At 61.0% G+C, this 18,248-nt stretch carries 17 protein-coding genes; 6 read left to right on the top strand and 11 right to left on the bottom strand.

The window, feature by feature from the left end:
- Positions 1-40: 40 nt before the first annotated feature.
- Positions 41-583: a gamma-glutamylcyclotransferase gene (locus ACI3GR_RS12225; RefSeq protein WP_407494846.1), complete on the bottom strand. Its 543-nt coding sequence runs from the start codon at positions 581-583 to the stop codon at positions 41-43.
- Between the two features lie 64 nt (positions 584-647).
- On the opposite strand from ACI3GR_RS12225, the gene ACI3GR_RS12220 reads away from it, so the two are divergent.
- On the top strand, positions 648-1,637 hold the full coding sequence (locus tag ACI3GR_RS12220; protein ID WP_407494844.1) for a DUF2125 domain-containing protein: 990 nt from the start codon (positions 648-650) through the stop codon (positions 1,635-1,637).
- On the opposite strand, the gene ACI3GR_RS12215 is transcribed toward ACI3GR_RS12220, so the two are convergent.
- The 4 genes from ACI3GR_RS12215 to ACI3GR_RS12200 form a co-directional block, all read right to left on the bottom strand.
- A complete protein-coding gene (locus ACI3GR_RS12215; RefSeq protein ID WP_407494843.1) occupies positions 1,634-2,425 on the bottom strand; it encodes an extensin-like domain-containing protein in 792 nt (263 codons plus the stop codon). The genes ACI3GR_RS12220 and ACI3GR_RS12215 overlap by 4 nt on opposite strands.
- Complete coding sequence (locus tag ACI3GR_RS12210; RefSeq protein WP_407494842.1) at positions 2,422-3,339, bottom strand: prephenate/arogenate dehydrogenase family protein; 918 nt, start codon at positions 3,337-3,339, stop codon at positions 2,422-2,424. The genes ACI3GR_RS12215 and ACI3GR_RS12210 overlap by 4 nt, the downstream gene beginning before the upstream one ends.
- Positions 3,336-4,424: a histidinol-phosphate transaminase gene (gene hisC / locus ACI3GR_RS12205; protein ID WP_407494840.1), complete on the bottom strand. Its 1,089-nt coding sequence runs from the start codon at positions 4,422-4,424 to the stop codon at positions 3,336-3,338. The genes ACI3GR_RS12210 and hisC overlap by 4 nt, the downstream gene beginning before the upstream one ends.
- A gap of 103 nt (positions 4,425-4,527) precedes the next feature.
- Entirely contained in the window at positions 4,528-5,949 is a 1,422-nt protein-coding gene (locus ACI3GR_RS12200) for a homospermidine synthase (RefSeq protein ID WP_407494839.1), read from the bottom strand.
- 205 nt (positions 5,950-6,154) lie between these two features.
- Here ACI3GR_RS12200 and ACI3GR_RS12195 point away from each other — a divergent pair, with 205 nt between their 5' ends.
- Positions 6,155-7,378: a putative DNA modification/repair radical SAM protein gene (locus ACI3GR_RS12195; RefSeq protein ID WP_407494838.1), complete on the top strand. Its 1,224-nt coding sequence runs from the start codon at positions 6,155-6,157 to the stop codon at positions 7,376-7,378.
- Between the two features lie 3 nt (positions 7,379-7,381).
- Positions 7,382-8,800: a UdgX family uracil-DNA binding protein gene (locus tag ACI3GR_RS12190; protein WP_407494836.1), complete on the top strand. Its 1,419-nt coding sequence runs from the start codon at positions 7,382-7,384 to the stop codon at positions 8,798-8,800.
- Between the two features lie 90 nt (positions 8,801-8,890).
- Here ACI3GR_RS12190 and rpsD read toward each other — a convergent pair whose 3' ends face one another.
- The 5 genes from rpsD to ACI3GR_RS12165 all read right to left on the bottom strand — a co-directional run bounded on the left by rpsD (position 8,891) and on the right by ACI3GR_RS12165 (position 13,471).
- Positions 8,891-9,511, bottom strand: coding sequence for a 30S ribosomal protein S4 (gene rpsD, locus ACI3GR_RS12185; protein WP_407494835.1), 621 nt, complete (start codon positions 9,509-9,511; stop codon positions 8,891-8,893).
- A gap of 155 nt (positions 9,512-9,666) precedes the next feature.
- The gene (locus tag ACI3GR_RS12180) at positions 9,667-10,731 is read right to left on the bottom strand and encodes a Hint domain-containing protein (protein ID WP_407494834.1); all 1,065 of its coding nucleotides are present in this window, start codon (positions 10,729-10,731) and stop codon (positions 9,667-9,669) included.
- A gap of 116 nt (positions 10,732-10,847) precedes the next feature.
- Positions 10,848-11,762, bottom strand: coding sequence for a lipid A-modifier LpxR family protein (locus ACI3GR_RS12175; protein WP_407494833.1), 915 nt, complete (start codon positions 11,760-11,762; stop codon positions 10,848-10,850).
- 99 nt (positions 11,763-11,861) lie between these two features.
- Positions 11,862-12,425: a carboxymuconolactone decarboxylase family protein gene (locus ACI3GR_RS12170; RefSeq protein WP_407494832.1), complete on the bottom strand. Its 564-nt coding sequence runs from the start codon at positions 12,423-12,425 to the stop codon at positions 11,862-11,864.
- Between the two features lie 89 nt (positions 12,426-12,514).
- Positions 12,515-13,471, bottom strand: coding sequence for an agmatinase (locus tag ACI3GR_RS12165; RefSeq protein WP_407494831.1), 957 nt, complete (start codon positions 13,469-13,471; stop codon positions 12,515-12,517).
- Positions 13,472-13,618: 147 nt separating this feature from the next.
- Here ACI3GR_RS12165 and ACI3GR_RS12160 point away from each other — a divergent pair, with 147 nt between their 5' ends.
- Together ACI3GR_RS12160 and ACI3GR_RS12155 are read left to right on the top strand one after the other, a co-directional pair.
- Positions 13,619-14,587 (top strand): DUF808 domain-containing protein, encoded by a 969-nt coding sequence (locus tag ACI3GR_RS12160; protein ID WP_407494830.1) that lies wholly within the window; start codon positions 13,619-13,621, stop codon positions 14,585-14,587.
- Between the two features lie 90 nt (positions 14,588-14,677).
- The gene (locus ACI3GR_RS12155; protein ID WP_407494829.1) at positions 14,678-15,352 is read left to right on the top strand and encodes an SDR family oxidoreductase; all 675 of its coding nucleotides are present in this window, start codon (positions 14,678-14,680) and stop codon (positions 15,350-15,352) included.
- 44 nt (positions 15,353-15,396) lie between these two features.
- Here the strand turns inward: ACI3GR_RS12155 and ACI3GR_RS12150 are convergent, their stop codons facing one another.
- Complete coding sequence (locus ACI3GR_RS12150) at positions 15,397-17,664, bottom strand: adenosylcobalamin-dependent ribonucleoside-diphosphate reductase (protein ID WP_407494828.1); 2,268 nt, start codon at positions 17,662-17,664, stop codon at positions 15,397-15,399.
- Positions 17,665-17,776: 112 nt separating this feature from the next.
- Between ACI3GR_RS12150 and ACI3GR_RS12145 the strand changes: the two genes are divergently transcribed.
- Complete coding sequence (locus ACI3GR_RS12145; protein ID WP_407494826.1) at positions 17,777-18,208, top strand: DUF1489 family protein; 432 nt, start codon at positions 17,777-17,779, stop codon at positions 18,206-18,208.
- Positions 18,209-18,248: the final 40 nt, after the last annotated feature.

Raw genomic sequence — 18,248 nt, 5'->3', positions numbered from 1 at the left:
ACACGTTAATATTTCGCGTCAGCGTAAGCGGTATCCAGCGTTAAGCCAAGCCATTATCCACTATATCTCGTACTCTGACCGATAAGTGATTCAGGTCCGCATCGCCAATCCCAAGCTGCGTCAGATGCTCTGCGGTCTGCCACAGGTAATCACGGTTTGGACCCTTGCCACCATGACACCGCGCAATGATCTGCGCCTGATCTTCCAGCGTCAGCGACCCGGTGTATTGCGGATGGCTGCGGTCCACGACGTAGGCCAGCGCCTGCACCGTGCGGCCATCGTCCAACGCAACCGGCAGCACCTCTTCCCGGTAGGCCGAGGAGACGAGTTCCCGTTCCCGCAACGCGGCCAAAATCGACGCCTCGTCAGACCGCGGGATCTGGAAAGCCACGCCGCGACACTGCGCGCCCTCTGCCGCGTCCAGCGCAAGAACCAGCCCCGGCTCTTCCGGGCTGCCACGATGGTGGATCGAGGTCATGCAGAACGACCGGGCATAGCCGTGAAGGGTCGCCAAACCCCGATCTGCCGGAGTGAATTCCGGGTTCCAGATCAACGATCCGTAACCAAATACCCAAACTGCCATTGCACTGGTCCTTTCCGCGCCTTGGCCTATAACGACAACATCCGCGCAGCAAGAGAGGCCGCTGATGAAACGTCTGTTGATCGTCATTCTTGTGGCCGCGGGGCTTTGGTCTGCCTATTGGTTCGTCGGCGCATCAGGAACGCGCAGCGCCTTGACCAGCTGGTTCGATCAACGCCGTGCCGACGGCTGGGTTGCCGACTACAGCGATTTCGGCGTGCGCGGCTTTCCCAACCGCTTTGACGCAACTTGGCGGGACCTAAGCGTCGCCGACCCGGCGACGGGCATCGCACTGGACCTGCCGATCTTCCAGATCCTCGCGTTGTCCTATCGTCCCAACCACGTGATCGCTGTAGCCCCTCACGAATTGCAGATCGCCACGCCCGAGGAAAAGTTCACGCTGACCAGCGACCAATTGCGCGCGTCGCTACGCCTTCAGGCGGGCACGGCGCTGGTGCTGGAACAGGCGCAAATGGAAGGGACGAACCTACAACTCTCCGGTTCGGATACCGGCGCCTTGGATCAGCTGAACCTAGCCACGCAGCGCACCGGCGACACGACCTACCGATATGGGATCGAGGCGACCGGCCTGACCCCCCCGGTCACGATGCTGCGCGATCTGCTGGGCGATACCGCCCTGCCCGACCGGATGGAAACCGCGCAACTGGACGCCACCGTCACCTTCGACAAACCGTGGGATCGCAGCGCCTTGGAAACCGCGCGCCCGCAGCCGCAGCAGATCGACCTGACGAACCTATGGGCAAAATGGGGCGTGATGGAGATCCGCGCGACGGGCGATCTGACGATGGATGAACTGGGCTTTGCGTCGGGCACGCTGGCGGTGCAGGCGACAAACTGGCAGGACATGGTCGCCATCGCACAGCAGTCTGGCGCGCTACCGGAAAACGCGGCCAAAATGGTAATGGGCGTCTTGGGGATGGCGGCGCAATCTTCGGGCAATCCCGACAAGTTGGATGCCGAAATCACGCTGAGGAATGGTCAGGCCATGCTCGGGTTCATCCCGCTAGGCCCCGTCCCCCCGCTGAGGCTGCGTTAACGGCAGTAGCTGCCGGATCGATACCGCGCGGTGTCGAAATGGAAATGATCACGATGAAACCGGTTCGCGTCAGGGCCCAGAACCGTGCCGAAAGGGCCGCAGGCGGTGGAATGCATGCGCCGCAGGACCGCGCCGTCCCGTTGCGTCCCCCAGCCTTCCAGCACCGAGATTTTGGAGCCATCGCGCAGCGTGAACCCAGCGATATCAATGGCCCGACCTTTCGCATGTTCGGACAGTTTCGCCCCCGCCTGATTGTTGCGCGTCCGGCAGGCGTAATGGGCCACCACACGGATTTGCGACACGCCCCCGCCGCGACGGCCAACGGCGGGCTTCATACCGCGATCAATCCATGTTTTCAGCGATTTGGCAGTCGTACAATCCATTACCGCATGGGTGCTAAGCGTCACCGTCGATACCGAACTGACCCGCACGGCCTGATCGATACCACAGCCTCCGGGGCCACCCACGACGCCGACCGCTGTTCCTTGGATATCAAGATCACCACAGACCGCGCCCTTGCGCCGCGCGGCTTGTTGCTTGCGCCCCTGCTCTTCGACCTGTGGGCTACGCTCTTTCGGGCGCAGCGCGCCGAACAGCCGGAATTTCTTTTTGGGTTTCGCCTCTTGCGGAACACCCACCGTCGTGGTGGCACCGGGATCACGAGGACTGGCAGCATCGACGCTAAGCGCACCACCGCGCAACACAGGTCGCAGAGAAGTTTGCGGAGGCTCTGCCCAGACCGCCCCGGCCCAGATGGCAACGATCAGGATCGTTGCCGCGCGCATCATGACTTTGCGTTAGCGCGGCCAAAGTTTGGCGCGTCCGTATCCTGCCCCGCTTCGATGATGCCGCGACGAATTGCGCGGGTCCGGGTGAAGTAATCGAACATCTGGTCGCCTTCGCCCGTCCGGATCGCGCGTTGCAGAGCAAACAGTTCTTCGGTGAAGCGGCCAAGAATTTCCAAGGTGGCGTCCTTGTTATTCAGAAAAACATCGCGCCACATCGTCGGATCGGACGCTGCGATCCGGGTGAAATCCCGGAAACCCGCGGCCGAAAATTTGATGACCTCTTGATCCGACACGCGGTTCAGGTCGTCTGCGACACCCACCATCGTATAGGCGATCAGGTGAGGAATGTGGCTGACCACGGCGCAGACCTGGTCATGATGCGCCACGTCCATACGTTCGGTGTTGGCCCCAAGTGCCTGCCAGAACGCTTCTAGCTGCGCGGTCGCGGTGTCATCGGCGCCATGGGGTACGATCAGGCACCAGCGGTTGTCGAAAAGCTCGGCAAAACCCGACTCGGGGCCGGAATGTTCCGTGCCCGCCATCGGGTGGGCCGGAACGAAATGCACGCCCTCGGGCAAATGCGGCGCGACAGCGTCGATCACCGCGCCTTTGACCGACCCGACATCAGACACCGTGGCCCCACGCTTGAGGACCGGGGCGATGTCTTTGGCGACCTGTGCCATAGCACCTACCGGCACGCAAAGCACCACAAGGTCCGCGCCTTCAACCGCCTCGGCCGCGCTGTCGTAGACGGCGTCACACAGACCGATCCGGCGCGCCGTGTCCCGCGTCGCTTCGGACCGGGCATATCCGGTCACTTCGTTCGCAACGCCAGCCCGCTTGATTGCCCAGAACATCGACGACGCGATCAGGCCCAACCCGATCAGCGCGACGCGGTTGTAGATCACGCTCATCGCGCGCCGCCTTTGAACTGTCCGATCGCATGGGCCACCCGGCGACAAGAGCTTTCGTCCCCGACCGTAATCCGCAGCCCTTGGGGCAGACCATAACCGCCGGTCTGACGCACGATCAGACCCTGAGATTTCAGGTAGGCATCCGCCGCCTGCGCTTCTTCCGCGTCAGCGAACCGCGCTAGAATGAAGTTCGCGCAGGACGTGTCCGACGGCACACCATGTTCGGCCAAGGCTTCGGCCATCCACGCACGCAGGCGCGTGTTGTTGTCGCGCGATTTCTCCACATGCGCCTGATCGCGCATCGCGGCTTCGGCCACGGCAAGCTGCGTGTTCGACAGGTTGAACGGCTGGCGCAAACGGTTCAGCACATCGATGATCTCGGCCGGGCCGTATCCCCAGCCGATCCGTAAACCGCCAAGACCGTAGATCTTGGAAAAGGTCCGCGTCATCACGACATTGGATGCATTATCGACCAGCGCCGCCCCACCGTCGTAGCCTTCGACATACTCTGCATAAGCGCCGTCCAGCACCAGAAGGCACTGTTTGGGCAGGCCGTCTGCCAGCTTGGCCACCGCATTCCCGCCGATCATCGTACCGGTCGGGTTGGCGGGGTTCGCCAGATAGACCAGCCGTGTCTTGTCGGTCGCAGCGTCAAGAATCGCGTCCACATCGACGACCCGATCACGTTCCGCCACTTTGACCGGCGTCGCGCCGACCATGTTGGCGAACATCGGGTACATGGAAAACCCGTGTTCGGTATAGATTACCTCGTCCCCCGGACCGGCATAAGCCTGCGCCAGAAGGCTAAGGATTTCATCAGACCCGACACCACAGATAATCTGGTCCGGGTTCAGCCCATGCTGGTCCCCGATCGTCTGTCGCAGCGACGCGTGGTCGGTGTTGGGATAGCGATGCAGATCATGGCCCGCGCGCACATAGGCGTCCCGTGCCGCTTCGCCCGCCCCATAGGGGTTTTCATTGGACGACAGTTTAACCACATCCGAGATCCCTTCGATCTTGGACGCGCCGCTTTTATACAGCTCGATCTCCATAATCCCCGGCTGGGGTATGATCTGGTTTGCCATGACGATCCCACCTGACGTTCGGGTTTGTCTTAGCTTGCAGGAACGCGAAGGGCCAGTGCGACCGTGCCGCAGCTTGGGATAAACCGGCGCTGCGTCAGTTGGGTCAGGCCAAACGCTCCAACACGTTGCGGAAAGCCCACGGATTTTCTTCGTCCAGGTCCTCTGGGAACTGGGTCTGACGGTCGGTCAACGGGGTCCAATCGGTGTAATGCCCTTCGACCGGACCAAGATAGGGCGTCTGAACCTCAAGACAGCGTTTGTGATCCATCTCGTCCGCTTCGACGATCCCGGCCTGCGGATTTTCCAGCGCCCAGACCATGCCCGCCAGCACCGCCGACGTCACCTGAAGCCCGGTCGCGTTCTGATCTGGCGCAAGGTCCTTGGTTTCATCGTTTGACAGACGCGAGCCGTACCACAGCGCGTTCTTGGCATGGCCAAACAGCAGCACCCCCAACTCATCGATCCCGCCGTGTTCGATCTCGGCCACATCAAGAATGTGGTGCACGTCTTGAATTTGGTTCGATCCGAACATTTCGTGCAGCGACAGAACCGCGTCATCACAGGGATGATAGGCATAATGGCAGGTGGGCCGGAACTCGGGCGCCTCTGCCGGGCCGACAGTGTAATAATCCGCGATCGAGATCGCTTCGTTATGCGTCACCAGAAATCCGAATTGCGGGCCCGGCGTAGGACACCACGTGCGAACCCGCGTCGCAGCCCCCGGCTGTTCCAGCCAGATACCAGCCTGACAGCCCGTAGCATGGGTATGCGCATTCGAAGGCATCCAGCGTTCCGCCGTGCCCCAGCCAAGCTCTGCAGGCTGAAACCCTTCCGCGATGAACCCTTCGACCGACCAAGTGTTTACGAAATGCCCCGGGTGGCGCTGTTCGGTCCGAACCTGCGTGTCGCGCTCTGCGATGTGCACGCCTTTGACGCCAAGCCTCTGCATAAGCGCTGCCCAGTCGCCTTGGCTTTGCGGGTCCGCGGCGACCCCGGTGTCCTTGGCCAGCATCAAAAGCGCGTCTTTTACGAACCAAGACACCATGCCCGGATTGGCGCCACAGCAGCTGACGGCAGTCGTGCCACCCGGATTGGCCGCCTTTTCGTCCCGCATCGCCTGGCGCAGCGCATAGTTGGTCCGCGCGGCGTTGTCTTCGGTGTCAAAGTAATATCCGGCCCAGGGTTCGACCACCGTGTCGATATAAAGCACACCCATTTCCCGACAGAACCGGATCAGGTCCAGCGACGAGGTATCGACCGACAGGTTCACCACAAAGCCCTTGCCCGGTTCGATCAACCCGCCCAACAGATCGCGGTAATTGTCGGACGTCACCGCCTGATCCACATGCCGATAGCCCGTCTTGGCGATATCGTCAGACAGCGCCTTGTTCGGCTCTACGATCACGAGCTTATCGCGATCGAACTCAAAATGCCGTTCGATCAGGGGCAGCGTCCCCCGCCCGATAGAGCCGAAGCCGATCAGCACAATCGGGCCATCGATACGAGCGTAAACAGGGTGGGACAAAGCAGTCTCCTTCAGGCTGGATGATCAGACAGCTAGCGCCCCCTGATCCTCAGTCCATGCATCGCGTAGGGCTACAAGACAAGCGCTGGCGACCGACTGACCACGTCTTTCCGGCGATCACGAAGATGTTGATGCGGAATTAAACAAGAACATCGGTACCCCGATTGATTTTGCCCAGACAAGAACATAATGTGAACAAATGCCAATGACGTTGAACGAAAAACTTGCCATCCTGTCCGACGCCGCGCGGTATGACGCGTCCTGCGCGTCCTCTGGAACCACGCGTCGCGACAGCCGCAAGGGTGGGCTCGGCTCGACCGAAGGGTCAGGCATCTGCCACGCCTATGCGCCGGACGGTCGATGCATATCGCTGCTAAAGATCCTGATGACGAACTTCTGCATCTACGATTGCGCCTATTGCATCAACCGCGTCTCATCCAACACGCCCCGCGCGCGATTTTCGCCAGACGAGGTCGTGACCCTGACGCTGGAATTCTACCGTCGCAATTATATCGAAGGGCTATTCCTGTCCTCGGGCATCATCCGGTCCCCCGACGCCACGATGGAAGACATGGTGCGCATCGCCCGCAGCCTGCGCGAAGAGCATGGGTTCAAAGGCTACATCCACCTGAAGACCATCCCCGACGCGTCGCAAGATCTGATCGATCAGGCCGGGCTATACGCCGACCGCCTGTCGATCAACGTGGAGCTTCCGACCGAACAATCCGTGCGCACCTATGCGCCGGAAAAATCGCCGGAAACCATCCGCACCGCCATGGCGCGCGTCAAATCCAAACGCACCGCCAGCAAGGATCGCACCCACACCGGCAAGCGCCCGCCAAAGTTTGCGCCAGCAGGCCAGTCGACCCAGATGATCGTCGGCGCCGATGGCGCGACGGACCGGACAATCCTGTCGCAATCCACACGGCTTTATGGGTCCTACGGGCTGCGACGCGTCTATTATTCCGCCTTCTCCCCCATCCCCGACAGCAGCGCGATGTTACCGCTGATCAAGCCACCTTTGATCCGCGAACACCGCCTGTATCAAGCGGATTGGCTGATGCGGTTCTACGGCTTTGACGTGACCGAGATCACGCAGGCCCGCAACGATGGAAACCTTGACCTGCAGATCGATCCAAAACTGGCATGGGCCCTGGCGAACCGACATCTGTTCCCGGTGCAGGTCCAGACCGCCGACAAGGCGATGCTGCTGCGTGTTCCGGGGTTCGGCACCCGCACCGTGGGGCGTATCCTTGCGGCACGACGCCACCGAACGCTAGCCTACGACGACCTAAAGCGGATCGGCGCGAACCTGAAGAACGCCAAGCCGTTCATCACCCTGCGCCACTGGTCCCCCGGCGCGCTGACCGACAGCGCCGACCTGCGCGCCCGCTTTGCCCCGCCACCGGAACAACTGTCGCTGTTCTGACTCATGCACACGATCAACCTGCCCCGCATCGGCACGGACAAGGCGTGGCGCGACGCCGCCCGCCTGCACCTGAGCCTTGGGTCGACACCCGAAAGCCTGCTTTGGCAATTCGATACCCCCGATCAAAATGACCTTTTCGCGGGTACGGCGCCGCCGCCTGCGCGCCCGTCACAGCAGATCACCCTGCCAAAAGAGGCCGTGTCCCTGCTGACCAAGGTCGTCTGGCACGCGGATCCCGAACGCTTTGCCGCCGCCTATCGGTTCCTCTGGCGTCTTCGTGACCGGTCCAGCCTGATCCGGGACAGCGCCGATCCCGATCTGATCCGCCTGCGCGGCATGGAAAAGAACGTCCGCCGCTGCGCGCACAAAATGAAGGCCTTTGTCCGCTTTCGCGACATTGCGCCCGGCACCCAAGGCCGTCGCCGCTTTGCCGGGTGGTTCGAACCGACGCATCACACCGTCGAACCCACCGCGCCGTTCTTTGCCCGCCGCTTTGCCGATATGGACTGGATGATCGTCACGCCCGATGTCACCGCGATTTTCGACAATGGCCGCCTGAGTTTTGCGCCCGGTCAAAGCAAACCCGACCTGCCAGAAGACGGCGCCGAGGAGCTATGGGGCACCTACTTCTGCAATATCTTCAATCCGGCCCGCGTGAAGATCAGCGCCATGACCTCTGAAATGCCGCGCAAATATTGGAAAAACATGCCAGAGGCGCGCCACATACCCGACCTGATCGCCGGGGCCGAGAAGCGGGTCAAAGAGATGGCGGAAACCGCGCCAACTCTACCCCCACTACGCGCCGCCGCGGTAAAGCGCAGCCTGCCCGAAGGGCGCGACCTGCCCGACCGCGCAGCCCTGCTGGCAAAAGCAGCCGAGGCGAACAAAACCGTGCCAGACGGCTATGGCCGCATTATCCTTGGGGAAGGCCCCTGCCCCGCACAACTGATGGTCGTGGGCGAACAACCGGGCGATATGGAAGACCGCGAAGGCCGCCCCTTTGTCGGGCCAGCGGGCCAGATGTTCGACCAGACCGCGCGCAGGGCCGGTCTGGATCGGGACGCCGCGTACGTGACCAATGCGGTCAAACGCTTCCGCTACACCATGCGGGGCAAGCGCAGGCTGCACCATCCGCCGGATCGCGGCGACATCCAGCATGGCAAATGGTGGCTGGACTACGAGATTGCGCTGACACGCCCCAAGCTGATCCTCGCCATGGGCGGTACGGCGGCCGAGGCGCTGACCGGATCGCGACAGGGGCTGATGAAGCGGCGCGGTATGGTGGAAGAAACGCTATACGGTCCGGTTCTGCTGACCCTGCATCCGGCCTATATCCTTCGCTTGCCCGACCGGGATCGGCAGGCAGAAGCACAGGATTGGTTCCGAGACGACCTGACAGAGGCCGCACGGGCAATCTCCTGATTACCCCGGCCCCAAGCCGTTAGACGGCCAGAGCAATGAAAAGGCCGCCCGAAATAGGGCGGCCTTTGAATGTTTCGCTGAAGAACTGACTTAGTTCTGAGCGTAGTATTCGATAACCAGGTTCGGTTCCATCATGACCGGGTACGGCACGTCGGACAGCGACGGGGTGCGCACAAACTTGGCGGTCATCTTGGAGTGGTCGGTTTCCAGATAGTCGGGAACGTCACGCTCGGGCAGCTGAGTCGCTTCGAGAACCAGAGCCATCTGCTTGGACTTCTCGCGAACTTCGATCACGTCGCCTTCCTTCACGCGGTAGGAGGGGATGTTGACGCGCTTGCCGTTCACCAGAACGTGGCCGTGGTTCACGAACTGACGGGCTGCGAAAACGGTCGGCACGAACTTGGCGCGGTAGACGATGGCGTCCAGACGGCGCTCCAGCAGGCCGATCAGGTTTTCACCGGTATCGCCTTTGGTCTTTGCGGCGTCAGAGTAGATGCGCTTGAACTGCTTCTCGGTCAGGTCGCCGTAGTAGCCTTTCAGCTTCTGCTTGGCGCGAAGCTGCAGACCGAAGTCGGACATTTTGCCTTTGCGGCGCTGACCATGCTGGCCGGGGCCATAGTCACGACGGTTAACCGGGGATTTCGGACGACCCCAGATGTTTTCGCCCATCCGGCGGTCAATTTTGTACTTGGCAGACGTGCGTTTGGTCACGATCTGATCTCCTTCGTTAAGGTTTCGAAGGGCGTTGTCCTTTTTCCGGATTTGGCCGGAATGACAGGGTTCCCCTTGCGGGGGCCACCAACACCAATGAAGCCGCGCTTATACTGCGCGCAATTTCAGAGTCAACAGGCCTTAAGCAGATAGGTCTAGGCCGCTTCGTGCTGCATGATCGCAGCCTCTGCCTGGCTAAGGTTACGACGCACATAACCACCATAGGTCATCGGGTCTTCCCCGATATCCGGCATACCCGTCAACAGGCGCGCGCGGTCATGATCCGAAAGGGCGCTAAGGGCCGCACTTGCCGGATGGAAGCTTTCCGTTTCCACACCGTTGGCCCAGATCACCTGATGCGACGGCAACAGAAGATGGACGTATGTCACTTCTTTCAGCCGGTTATCCTGTTGCACGGACTTGCCGTTCACCAAATCGCGGGCGCGCACCAACACCTCTGGCGTGTTGAACAAGGTCTGAGCGATCCGGCCCTTCACCAGCAAACGATGCTCTGGTGACACCAACAGTTCATCATCGGGCCGGTCGATCCCAAAGGCCCCGGCACGCACGCGGATCGGCCGCAACTCCGGCATGGTGTACAGGCGGGCGCCGGTCATGCGTCGCGCACCGGCCCAGAACACCTCTTGCGGGCCGTTGTCCTTGGTCAGAACCTTGTCACCTTCGCGTAGGTCTTCGACCATGACCGCGCCATAGGGCGTGGCGATCTTGGTGCCCGGAGTGAAACAGATAACCCCACCCGTCTGCGGGCGGTTCCGGTCGCGCCGGCGATCCGCTGCGCGATGGGACACGACCCAAAGGTCCCGCCGCTGTGGCGGAATTTGATCGACGAACATGATCAACGGGGCGATTCCGTTGCCCAGATCGATCAAGGTGGCCGCGTAAGATTTGTGGCCGTCCGTCACGACAAAGCCGCCGTCCATCAGCGGGTCGTCTTCATAAAGGTCCTGACCAGTGACGGTGCCGGGGACAGCATCCCCGACCAGTCGGCGCACCATGCGCGCCGCACGTTTTCGGATGTTCCGCTCTTCCTCCGCCATATCCAGCCGCAGCACATCGCCCGGCCCGTCCACGCGGATGGTCTCGCCATGCCATGTCCAGCCTGCCCCGATTCTAAGCGCGTGCACCCCGGCTGCGCGCAGACCGTCCAGTTCCGTCTGTGACCATGAGATGACGAACGTGCCTTTAAAGCCCGTTCCCATTGCCTGTATCCTGCCTTCCCAATTTGGGGTTCTGCTCTGCCAGCCTTTTTCGGCCAGTCATATTGAGGTCAGGTTAGCAAATTTTGGAATATGTGGGAAGCCCAGAGGCTTAATACCTAAAATTTATGGGAAATGTTTAACGCCCCTATAACCTGGCCACCGCGCTGACCTTTGAATTCGGGGCCAAGGTAGGTCAGTCCGTAAAAGGCACGCCAGCGGTCTTTCTGCCAGTGGACACCCGCACGGCCTCGGCTGCGCAAGTCGGACAGTTGGTTCCGAGAGGCCGGTAAATAAAGACTTTTTCCGACTTTCGCGACATCTCCGCCCAGCACAAAGGTAAAGCCGTCTCCTGCCATCCGGACGCTGCGATAGCGGTAGCCGGTCACCGGATCACGTACCAGCAGCTCTCCCTGCCCGGCGGGGCCGACAGACAGGTCGAACCCAACCCGAACAAGGTTTTCAACACCGCTCCGCACCTCGGCAAAGGGCCGGAGGCGCGCAGCCCCACCCAGATCGAAGCTGCGCCCCGCTTCGGCCACCACTGCGCCGTGCAGACCATTTGGGATCTGCCCTGCGATAACCTGAGGGGACGCGACATGGTTGAACCGCGCCATTTTGTGCAGGAACCGTTGCAGCTCTAACAGCCGGACCTGAGGACCAGTGATCACCGCGTCCGCCCCCACCGCAAAATCCCACGCCTTGTGCCCAAAATGCGTGTGCAGACCAAAGCTGAGCGATTGGGCATAGGGGCGATCCCCGGCGTTTGGCAGTTTCAGACGGCGGGGGGCAATGATTTCCCCCAGAAAACGGACCTCAACGATCTGGCCCGGCATCGCCGGCAGCCTGCCGGTCCATTCGGGACCAAAGACAAAACTGGCGGCCAAGGATCCGGTGCGCCACCGATCCCGACGATCACCGATCACGTCATTAGCGTTCAGCCGTCCGTGCCCCAAGAACGATAAGCCGAGCCCCTGCGCATCGGCGGGCAGGCTGGCGTTAAGAAGAAGAATCAGGGCGAGGACAAAGCGCATGGGTTACATCCGAAAAGCCACCCATTGATACGTCCGTGGAAAAGCGCCGCCAAGATGGTACAGCGCAGCGATCTGGAAATGTCACCTTTGCGCCGCGCGTCAGGTGATCTCTCGCTCTGCCTCTTCCGGTGGCAGGATGTTGAAGGTGTTCAAAGTCAGCGAAACAAAGCCGTAATAGCCGATGAGGGCCACCAGATCGATCAGCCGGTCCTTGCCCAACACGCTGATCGTCCGGTCGTAAAGGTCGTCGCTGATCTGACGTTCAACGGCGGCCTGGGCCGCGTATTCATGCACCGCTCGTTCTTCGTCGGCCTCATAAGGCGGGGCCGTGCCAGCGCGGATCGCTTGGATCACCGCGTCCGACAGGCCTGCATCAACGGCCATTGGTTTGTGCGCATACCATTCGAATTCCGAACCCCAGACCTTGGCAGTGGTCAGGATCGCCAGTTCCGTCAGCTTGGGCCCAAGGCTGTTTTCGAACCGCAGATAAGACCCAAGGTTCTGCGTCGCGATGGCCAGCTCTGGTCGGTGAATCCACAAAGCCAAAGGCCCCCGCACCGCTTTGCGCTTGGAATTCGCGAAGGCGTCATGCGCCTCTTGTTGCTTAGCCGTATAGGTTGCGGGATCGGGCGGCATAAGCCGTTGCGCGGGCCAGTCGGTCATCGTCTCCTCCGTGAATGACTGACCAAATGGTGGACAGCTTGCCCGTCAAAAGTCAACCGACCGGTAAGTAAACTGACCCAGCAGGCAGGCTACCCCTCGCGGTGATGCAGGACCCGGCCAATCACGTTCATCAACAATTGCGCGGCCAAGATCGATGTCACACCACCAGGATCATGATCTGGCGACACTTCGACCAGATCCATGCCAACGATCTCTCCCTGCTGGGTCAGTCCGTCGATCAGTTCCAACACCTCGTAATACAGGAACCCCCCGTGGCTGGGCGTGCCCGTCCCCGGGGCGATAGACGGATCAAAAGCGTCGATATCGATGCTCAGGTAATACCGCTCTCCGGCTGGGATGCGGGCCAACAGGCCGTCGACCCCAAGTGCGCGCGCCTGACGGACCGACAGGATATCCGACCCCATCCCCCGTGCGGCGTCATAACCATCCTTCGCGGTCGAGGACACGTTTCGGATACCGATCTGGCTTAACCCCGAGACCCAGGGTTTTTCCGCAGCGCGCCGCATGGCGTTGCCGTGTCCATACCGCACGCCATGACGTTCATCGACGAAATCCAGATGCGCGTCGATCTGCACCAGATGCACCGGCTCTTCCCCATCAAATGCGTTGATGCAGGGGATATTTACCGAATGATCCCCCCCGATAATCACGGGCATCGCACCGGCGGCAAGGATGCGGCGCACGCCGTATTCGATGTTCCGATGGCTTTGCTCCGTATCGGTATGCACGATATCCGCATCGCCGATATCGACGATCGAAACCTTGTGCGGCTCCAGATAGGTGATGTCGTCTTCGTGGTCGTAGGCCCCCGCATGCCCGAACGAAAACAGGGTCGAGGCTTCGCGGATCGCCCGCGGCCCCATCCGCGCGCCGGTGCGCCACTGCGTCCCCGCATCGAAGGGCGCCCCCAGGATCGCCACATCAGCGTCAATCGTGTCCCAGTCTTCCACGTAAGGGTATTTGCCAAAGGTGCAGATCCCCACGAACGGCAGGTTCAGCCGTCCCCCGTCATAGCCATGCTTCATCGCCTATCCCCAAGTTCTTTCAGAACATTAGGGCATATCACCGCCGATTTGTCGCCTGTCATATCCGGCGCTAGCCCCTTTCCTGCCCGGCAGAAGAAGCTATGGTGTCTAAAGCGCCAGTTTCGGACGCAGAAAAGGGACATTTTGATGAGCGGACTTCTTGCCCTGTTGGATGACGTGGCGGCCATTGCCAAGGTGGCGGCGGCCTCGGTCGATGATGTGATGGGTCAGGCGGTCAAGGCGTCGTCCAAGGCGGCAGGCGCGGTGATTGACGATGCGGCCGTCACCCCGAAGTATGTCCACGGCTTTAGCGCTGACCGCGAACTGCCCATCGTGTGGAAGATCGCGCGCGGGTCGCTGTTCAACAAGATCGTCATCCTGCTGCCCATCGCGCTGGCGCTGTCGGCTTTTGCGCCTTTTCTGATCTATCCCCTGTTGATGCTCGGCGGCGGGTACCTGTGTTTCGAAGGGGCTGAAAAGGTCTGGCACGTGATCAGCCCCGCGCACCACGATCAGGCCGAAGCCGTTGAAAAGAAACTGGTCGAGGGCGCGCATCTGGAAGAACAGAAGGTCAAAGGGGCGATCAAGACGGATTTCATTCTGTCCGCTGAGATCATGACCATCGTCCTGTCAGCCCTGCCCGAAGGCCAGCCGTTCTGGCTGGAGGCTGCAGCGCTAGGCGTTGCTGGGATCCTGATCACCTTGGTCGTTTACGGCGCCGTTGGGCTGATCGTCAAAGCCGACGATCTGGGCCTTGCCATGGCAGACCATGGCCGGTTTGCCCTGACCCGCAGGATGGGCACCTTTATCGTGAACGCCATGCCCTATTTCCTGCAACTGCTGATCATCGTCGGCACCGCCGCGATGATCTGGGTCGGCGGATCAATCCTAGTCCACGGGCTGCACGAACTTGGCTGGCACTGGCCGTACGAGACGATCCACGACATTGCCGTCGCCGCGGCCAATACGGCCAGCGATACGGTACACGGCGCAATCGAATGGATAGTAACTGCCGGTCTGGACGGGATCATAGGCCTGATCGTCGGACTGATCCTGATCCCCATCGTGTCGTTCGCTATGTCCCTGTTCGGCGGCAAGAAAGCCGGCGCGCACTGAACCGCCGAAATCCTTGGGCGCGTCACTGCGACTTGCCCAAGGACTGTCCTGCCCCACCTTTCGGGAAACCCCGAATTGGAAGGACACCCCATGTCAAACAAGACACTTTTCATCACTGGCGCCTCGACCGGCATCGGCGCGGAAACCGCGCGTCAGGCAATTGCCGCAGGCTGGAACGTTGGCCTATTCGCCCGTTCAGAAGACAAGCTAAAAGCTCTGGTTGACGAGCTGGGCGACAAAGCCATTGCCCTGCCCGGGGACGCGACCAGCCTGAAAGACCAGCAGGACGCCGTCGATAAACTGGCGGACCATTTCGGCGACGTGACCGCCGCCTATGCCAACGCGGGCAAGGGCCTGTCCGCCGCAGGGACCATGAAGGGCGATCCCGAAGAATGGCAGGAGATGATCAACCTGAACATCATGGGCGTCCTCTACACCGCCAAGGTCGTCGCCCCCCGGTTTCAAGACAACAAAGGCCACCTGCTTCTCACCGGATCGGCGGCCGGGCGCGCGCATATCAAAGGTTCAGTCTACGGCGCGACCAAGTGGTTCGTACACGGGTATGCCGGCAATCTTGCGGAAGAGTTCAAGGAATGGGGTGCGCGCGTCACGGTCATCGCACCGGGCATGGTCGATACGCCATTCTTTGATGAAGCCAAGCCCGACAAGCTAAAGCCCGAAGACATCGCCCGCTCGGTCGTCTTCGCGCTAGAGGCCGATCCCCGCGCCACCGTGCGCGAGGTTTTCGTGATGCCATCGAATTAAGAACTTGGGGCGCCGGGGCTTAACGCCTCGGCGGCCCGATCAGGTCAGCCGCATTTGGAATGGCCGCAGGACGAACAGGTCATACAGCCTTCGATCATCTGCATCGAATACTGACCGCAGGACGGACAGGCCTTACCGCGCCCACCGTCCAAGCCCACAACCATCGCGGTCGGATCAGTTTTCAGGCCCGAGCCCTCGCCATCAATGAACCCGATCGAAATCAGGTGGGTTTCGATCACACCCCCGATCGCGGCAAGGATGGACGGGATATATTTGCCCCGGATCCAAGCACCCCCTCGCGGATCGAACACTGCCTTCAGCTCTTCCACGACAAAAGACACATCGCCCCCGCGCCGGAACACGGCCGAGATCATGCGCGTCAGCGCAACAGTCCAGGCAAAATGCTCCATGTTCTTGGAGTTGATGAACACCTCGAACGGACGTCGACGCCCGCCGACGATAATATCGTTAATCGTCAGATAGATCGCGTGCTCGCTATCGGGCCACTTCAGCTTGTAGGTGTTCCCCTCCAGCGTCTGCGGACGGTCCAGCGGCTCTTGCAGGTGAATTACGTCTCCGCCATCCACGGGCATGGGCGCGGGCGCATCCTCTTTCGCCGACTCGACCGACAGGACAGACCCCGTCACATCATTCGGACGATAGGTGGTGCAGCCCTTACACCCCTGATCCCATGCCGCCATGTAGACGTCCTTGAACGCCTCAAAACTGATGTCTTCCGGGCAGTTGATCGTCTTGGAGATCGAGCTGTCGACCCACTTTTGCGCCGCCGCCTGCATCTTCACATGCTCTAGCGGGGGCAGGGTCTGCGCGTTCACGAAATACTCGGGCAGCGGTTCGTCACCCTTCACGTCGCGCCACATCTGCACAGCGTAATCCACGACCTTCTCTTCAGTCCGGCTGCCATCTTTCTGCAGAACTTTGCGGGTGTATTCGTAGGCGAAGACAGGCTCGATCCCTGAAGAGACGTTCCCGGCATAAAGCGAAATGGTCCCTGTCGGCGCAACGGACGTCAGCAACGCGTTGCGGATACCATGTTCGGCCACAACGTCCCGCACGTCCTGATCCATCCCCTGCATCGTACCCGACGCCAGATAGGCGTCTTTGTCGAACAGCGGAAAGGCACCCTTTTCCTGCGCCAATTCTACCGACGCCAGATAACTTTCCCGCGCGATCAGACGCATCCATGCCTCGGTCTGCTCTGCGGCCTCGTCCGACCCGTAACGCAGCCCGACCATCAGCAACGCGTCCGCCAGACCCGTAACGCCCAACCCGATCCGCCGCTTGGCTTCGGCCTCACGCGCCTGCGCCTCAAGCGGGAAGCGCGAGGCATCGACGGTATTGTCCATCATTCGGATCGCGGTACGCACCAGTTCCGAAAGGGCCGCTTCATCCACCTTCGCGCCGTCTGCAAAGGGATCGCTGACCAGACGCGCAAGGTTCACGGACCCCAGCAAACATGCTCCGTAAGGCGGCAGGGGCTGTTCACCGCAGGGGTTCGTCGCGGCGATGGTTTCGCAATACGACAGGTTATTCGCCTGATTGATCCGGTCGATAAAGATCACACCCGGTTCGGCGTAATCATAAGTCGCCTGCATGATCCGGTTCCACAGGTCACGCGCCTGTAGCGTCTGATAGACCTTGCCATCAAAGATCAACTCCCATGCGCCGTCGGCCTTCACGGCCTCCATGAAGGCGTCCGTCACCAGCACCGACATATTGAACATGCGCAGCCGCGCCGGATCGGATTTGGCGTCGATGAAAGCTTCGATATCCGGGTGATCGCAGCGCATGGTCGCCATCATCGCCCCACGGCGCGACCCGGCGGACATGATCGTGCGGCACATCGCATCCCAGACATCCATAAACGACAACGGACCAGAGGCATCCGCCGCCACACCGGACACCGTCGCGCCCTTGGGCCGGATGGTCGAAAAATCGTATCCGATGCCACCGCCCTGCTGCATGGTCAGCGCGGCCTCTTTCAACATGTCGAAGATGCCGCCCATGTCGTCCGGGATCGTGCCCATAACGAAACAGTTAAACAACGTCACCTTCCGGCCAGTGCCGGCGCCCGCGGTGATGCGACCTGCGGGCAGGAATTTGAAATCCTCCAGCGCCGCGTAGAACCGCTTTTCCCAAACCTCAGGCTCTGACTCGACCTCGGCCAACGCCCGGGCGATCCGCCGCCAGGTGTCTTCGACCGACCGATCAAGGGCCGTACCATCCGCCTCTTTCAGGCGGTACTTCATATCCCAAACCTGTTCGGCAATGGGCGCGGCAAAGCGGGTCATCGGAATCACCTATCGGGCAGCTTGGTGGCAGGACAATCACCCTACACCGTCAGCTTGCGAACGACAATAAATGGTCTATCTTTAGGTCAGAATAACATGATCTGGGGGGATCATGGCACAGCACGTAAACATTTTGAAACTGAGCGTCGGCACCGAATCCATGGCCGATCTGGCTGCTTGGCAAGCGTCCCGCCGGGCATTGTCGGACGACGGCCTGCCGCGCCATGTGACCCGCATGTTCCCGAAACGGACCGAGGAAATCTTGGCCGGTGGATCAATCTACTGGGTGATCAAGGGCCTGATCCAGTGCCGCCAGCGCATCCTGCGTCTGGATGAGGTCGACCGCGGCGATGGCGTCCGCCGCTGCGGGATCGTGCTGGAGCCAGAGCTTCACGCCACCGCGGCCTCACCACGTCGGCCATTCCAAGGCTGGCGTTACCTAAAGCCCGAAGACACGCCGCCGGACCTGTCGAAACACCGCCAAAGCGAAGACGCGCTGCCCGCCGACCTTAGCCAAGCACTGGCCGAAATCGGCGTCCTCTAACTTCTTCTGGTTCGAAAATACCTGCGCCGCAGGCATCGGG

It is taken from the genome of Pseudooceanicola aestuariicola (genome assembly GCF_045763785.1).
Taxonomy (GTDB): Bacteria; Pseudomonadota; Alphaproteobacteria; order Rhodobacterales; family Rhodobacteraceae; genus Pseudooceanicola.
The sequence above is the reverse complement of the archived record's forward strand: the minus strand, read 5'-3'. Positions and strand labels throughout refer to the sequence as shown.

Excerpts from the sequence above, each read along its gene's own strand:
- ACI3GR_RS12225 (WP_407494846.1), bottom strand. The coding sequence starts at position 583 with ATGGCAGTTTGGGTATTTGGTTACGGATCGTTGATCTGGAACCCGGAA.
- ACI3GR_RS12220 (WP_407494844.1), top strand. The coding sequence starts at position 648 with ATGAAACGTCTGTTGATCGTCATTCTTGTGGCCGCGGGGCTTTGGTCT.
- ACI3GR_RS12215 (WP_407494843.1), bottom strand. The coding sequence starts at position 2,425 with ATGATGCGCGCGGCAACGATCCTGATCGTTGCCATCTGGGCCGGGGCG.
- ACI3GR_RS12210 (WP_407494842.1), bottom strand. The coding sequence starts at position 3,339 with ATGAGCGTGATCTACAACCGCGTCGCGCTGATCGGGTTGGGCCTGATC.
- hisC (WP_407494840.1), bottom strand. The coding sequence starts at position 4,424 with ATGGCAAACCAGATCATACCCCAGCCGGGGATTATGGAGATCGAGCTG.
- ACI3GR_RS12195 (WP_407494838.1), top strand. The coding sequence starts at position 6,155 with ATGACGTTGAACGAAAAACTTGCCATCCTGTCCGACGCCGCGCGGTAT.
- ACI3GR_RS12190 (WP_407494836.1), top strand. The coding sequence starts at position 7,382 with ATGCACACGATCAACCTGCCCCGCATCGGCACGGACAAGGCGTGGCGC.
- ACI3GR_RS12180 (WP_407494834.1), bottom strand. The coding sequence starts at position 10,731 with ATGGGAACGGGCTTTAAAGGCACGTTCGTCATCTCATGGTCACAGACG.
- ACI3GR_RS12175 (WP_407494833.1), bottom strand. The coding sequence starts at position 11,762 with ATGCGCTTTGTCCTCGCCCTGATTCTTCTTCTTAACGCCAGCCTGCCC.
- ACI3GR_RS12170 (WP_407494832.1), bottom strand. The coding sequence starts at position 12,425 with ATGACCGACTGGCCCGCGCAACGGCTTATGCCGCCCGATCCCGCAACC.
- ACI3GR_RS12165 (WP_407494831.1), bottom strand. The coding sequence starts at position 13,471 with ATGAAGCATGGCTATGACGGGGGACGGCTGAACCTGCCGTTCGTGGGG.
- ACI3GR_RS12160 (WP_407494830.1), top strand. The coding sequence starts at position 13,619 with ATGAGCGGACTTCTTGCCCTGTTGGATGACGTGGCGGCCATTGCCAAG.
- ACI3GR_RS12155 (WP_407494829.1), top strand. The coding sequence starts at position 14,678 with ATGTCAAACAAGACACTTTTCATCACTGGCGCCTCGACCGGCATCGGC.
- ACI3GR_RS12150 (WP_407494828.1), bottom strand. The coding sequence starts at position 17,664 with ATGACCCGCTTTGCCGCGCCCATTGCCGAACAGGTTTGGGATATGAAG.
- ACI3GR_RS12145 (WP_407494826.1), top strand. The coding sequence starts at position 17,777 with ATGGCACAGCACGTAAACATTTTGAAACTGAGCGTCGGCACCGAATCC.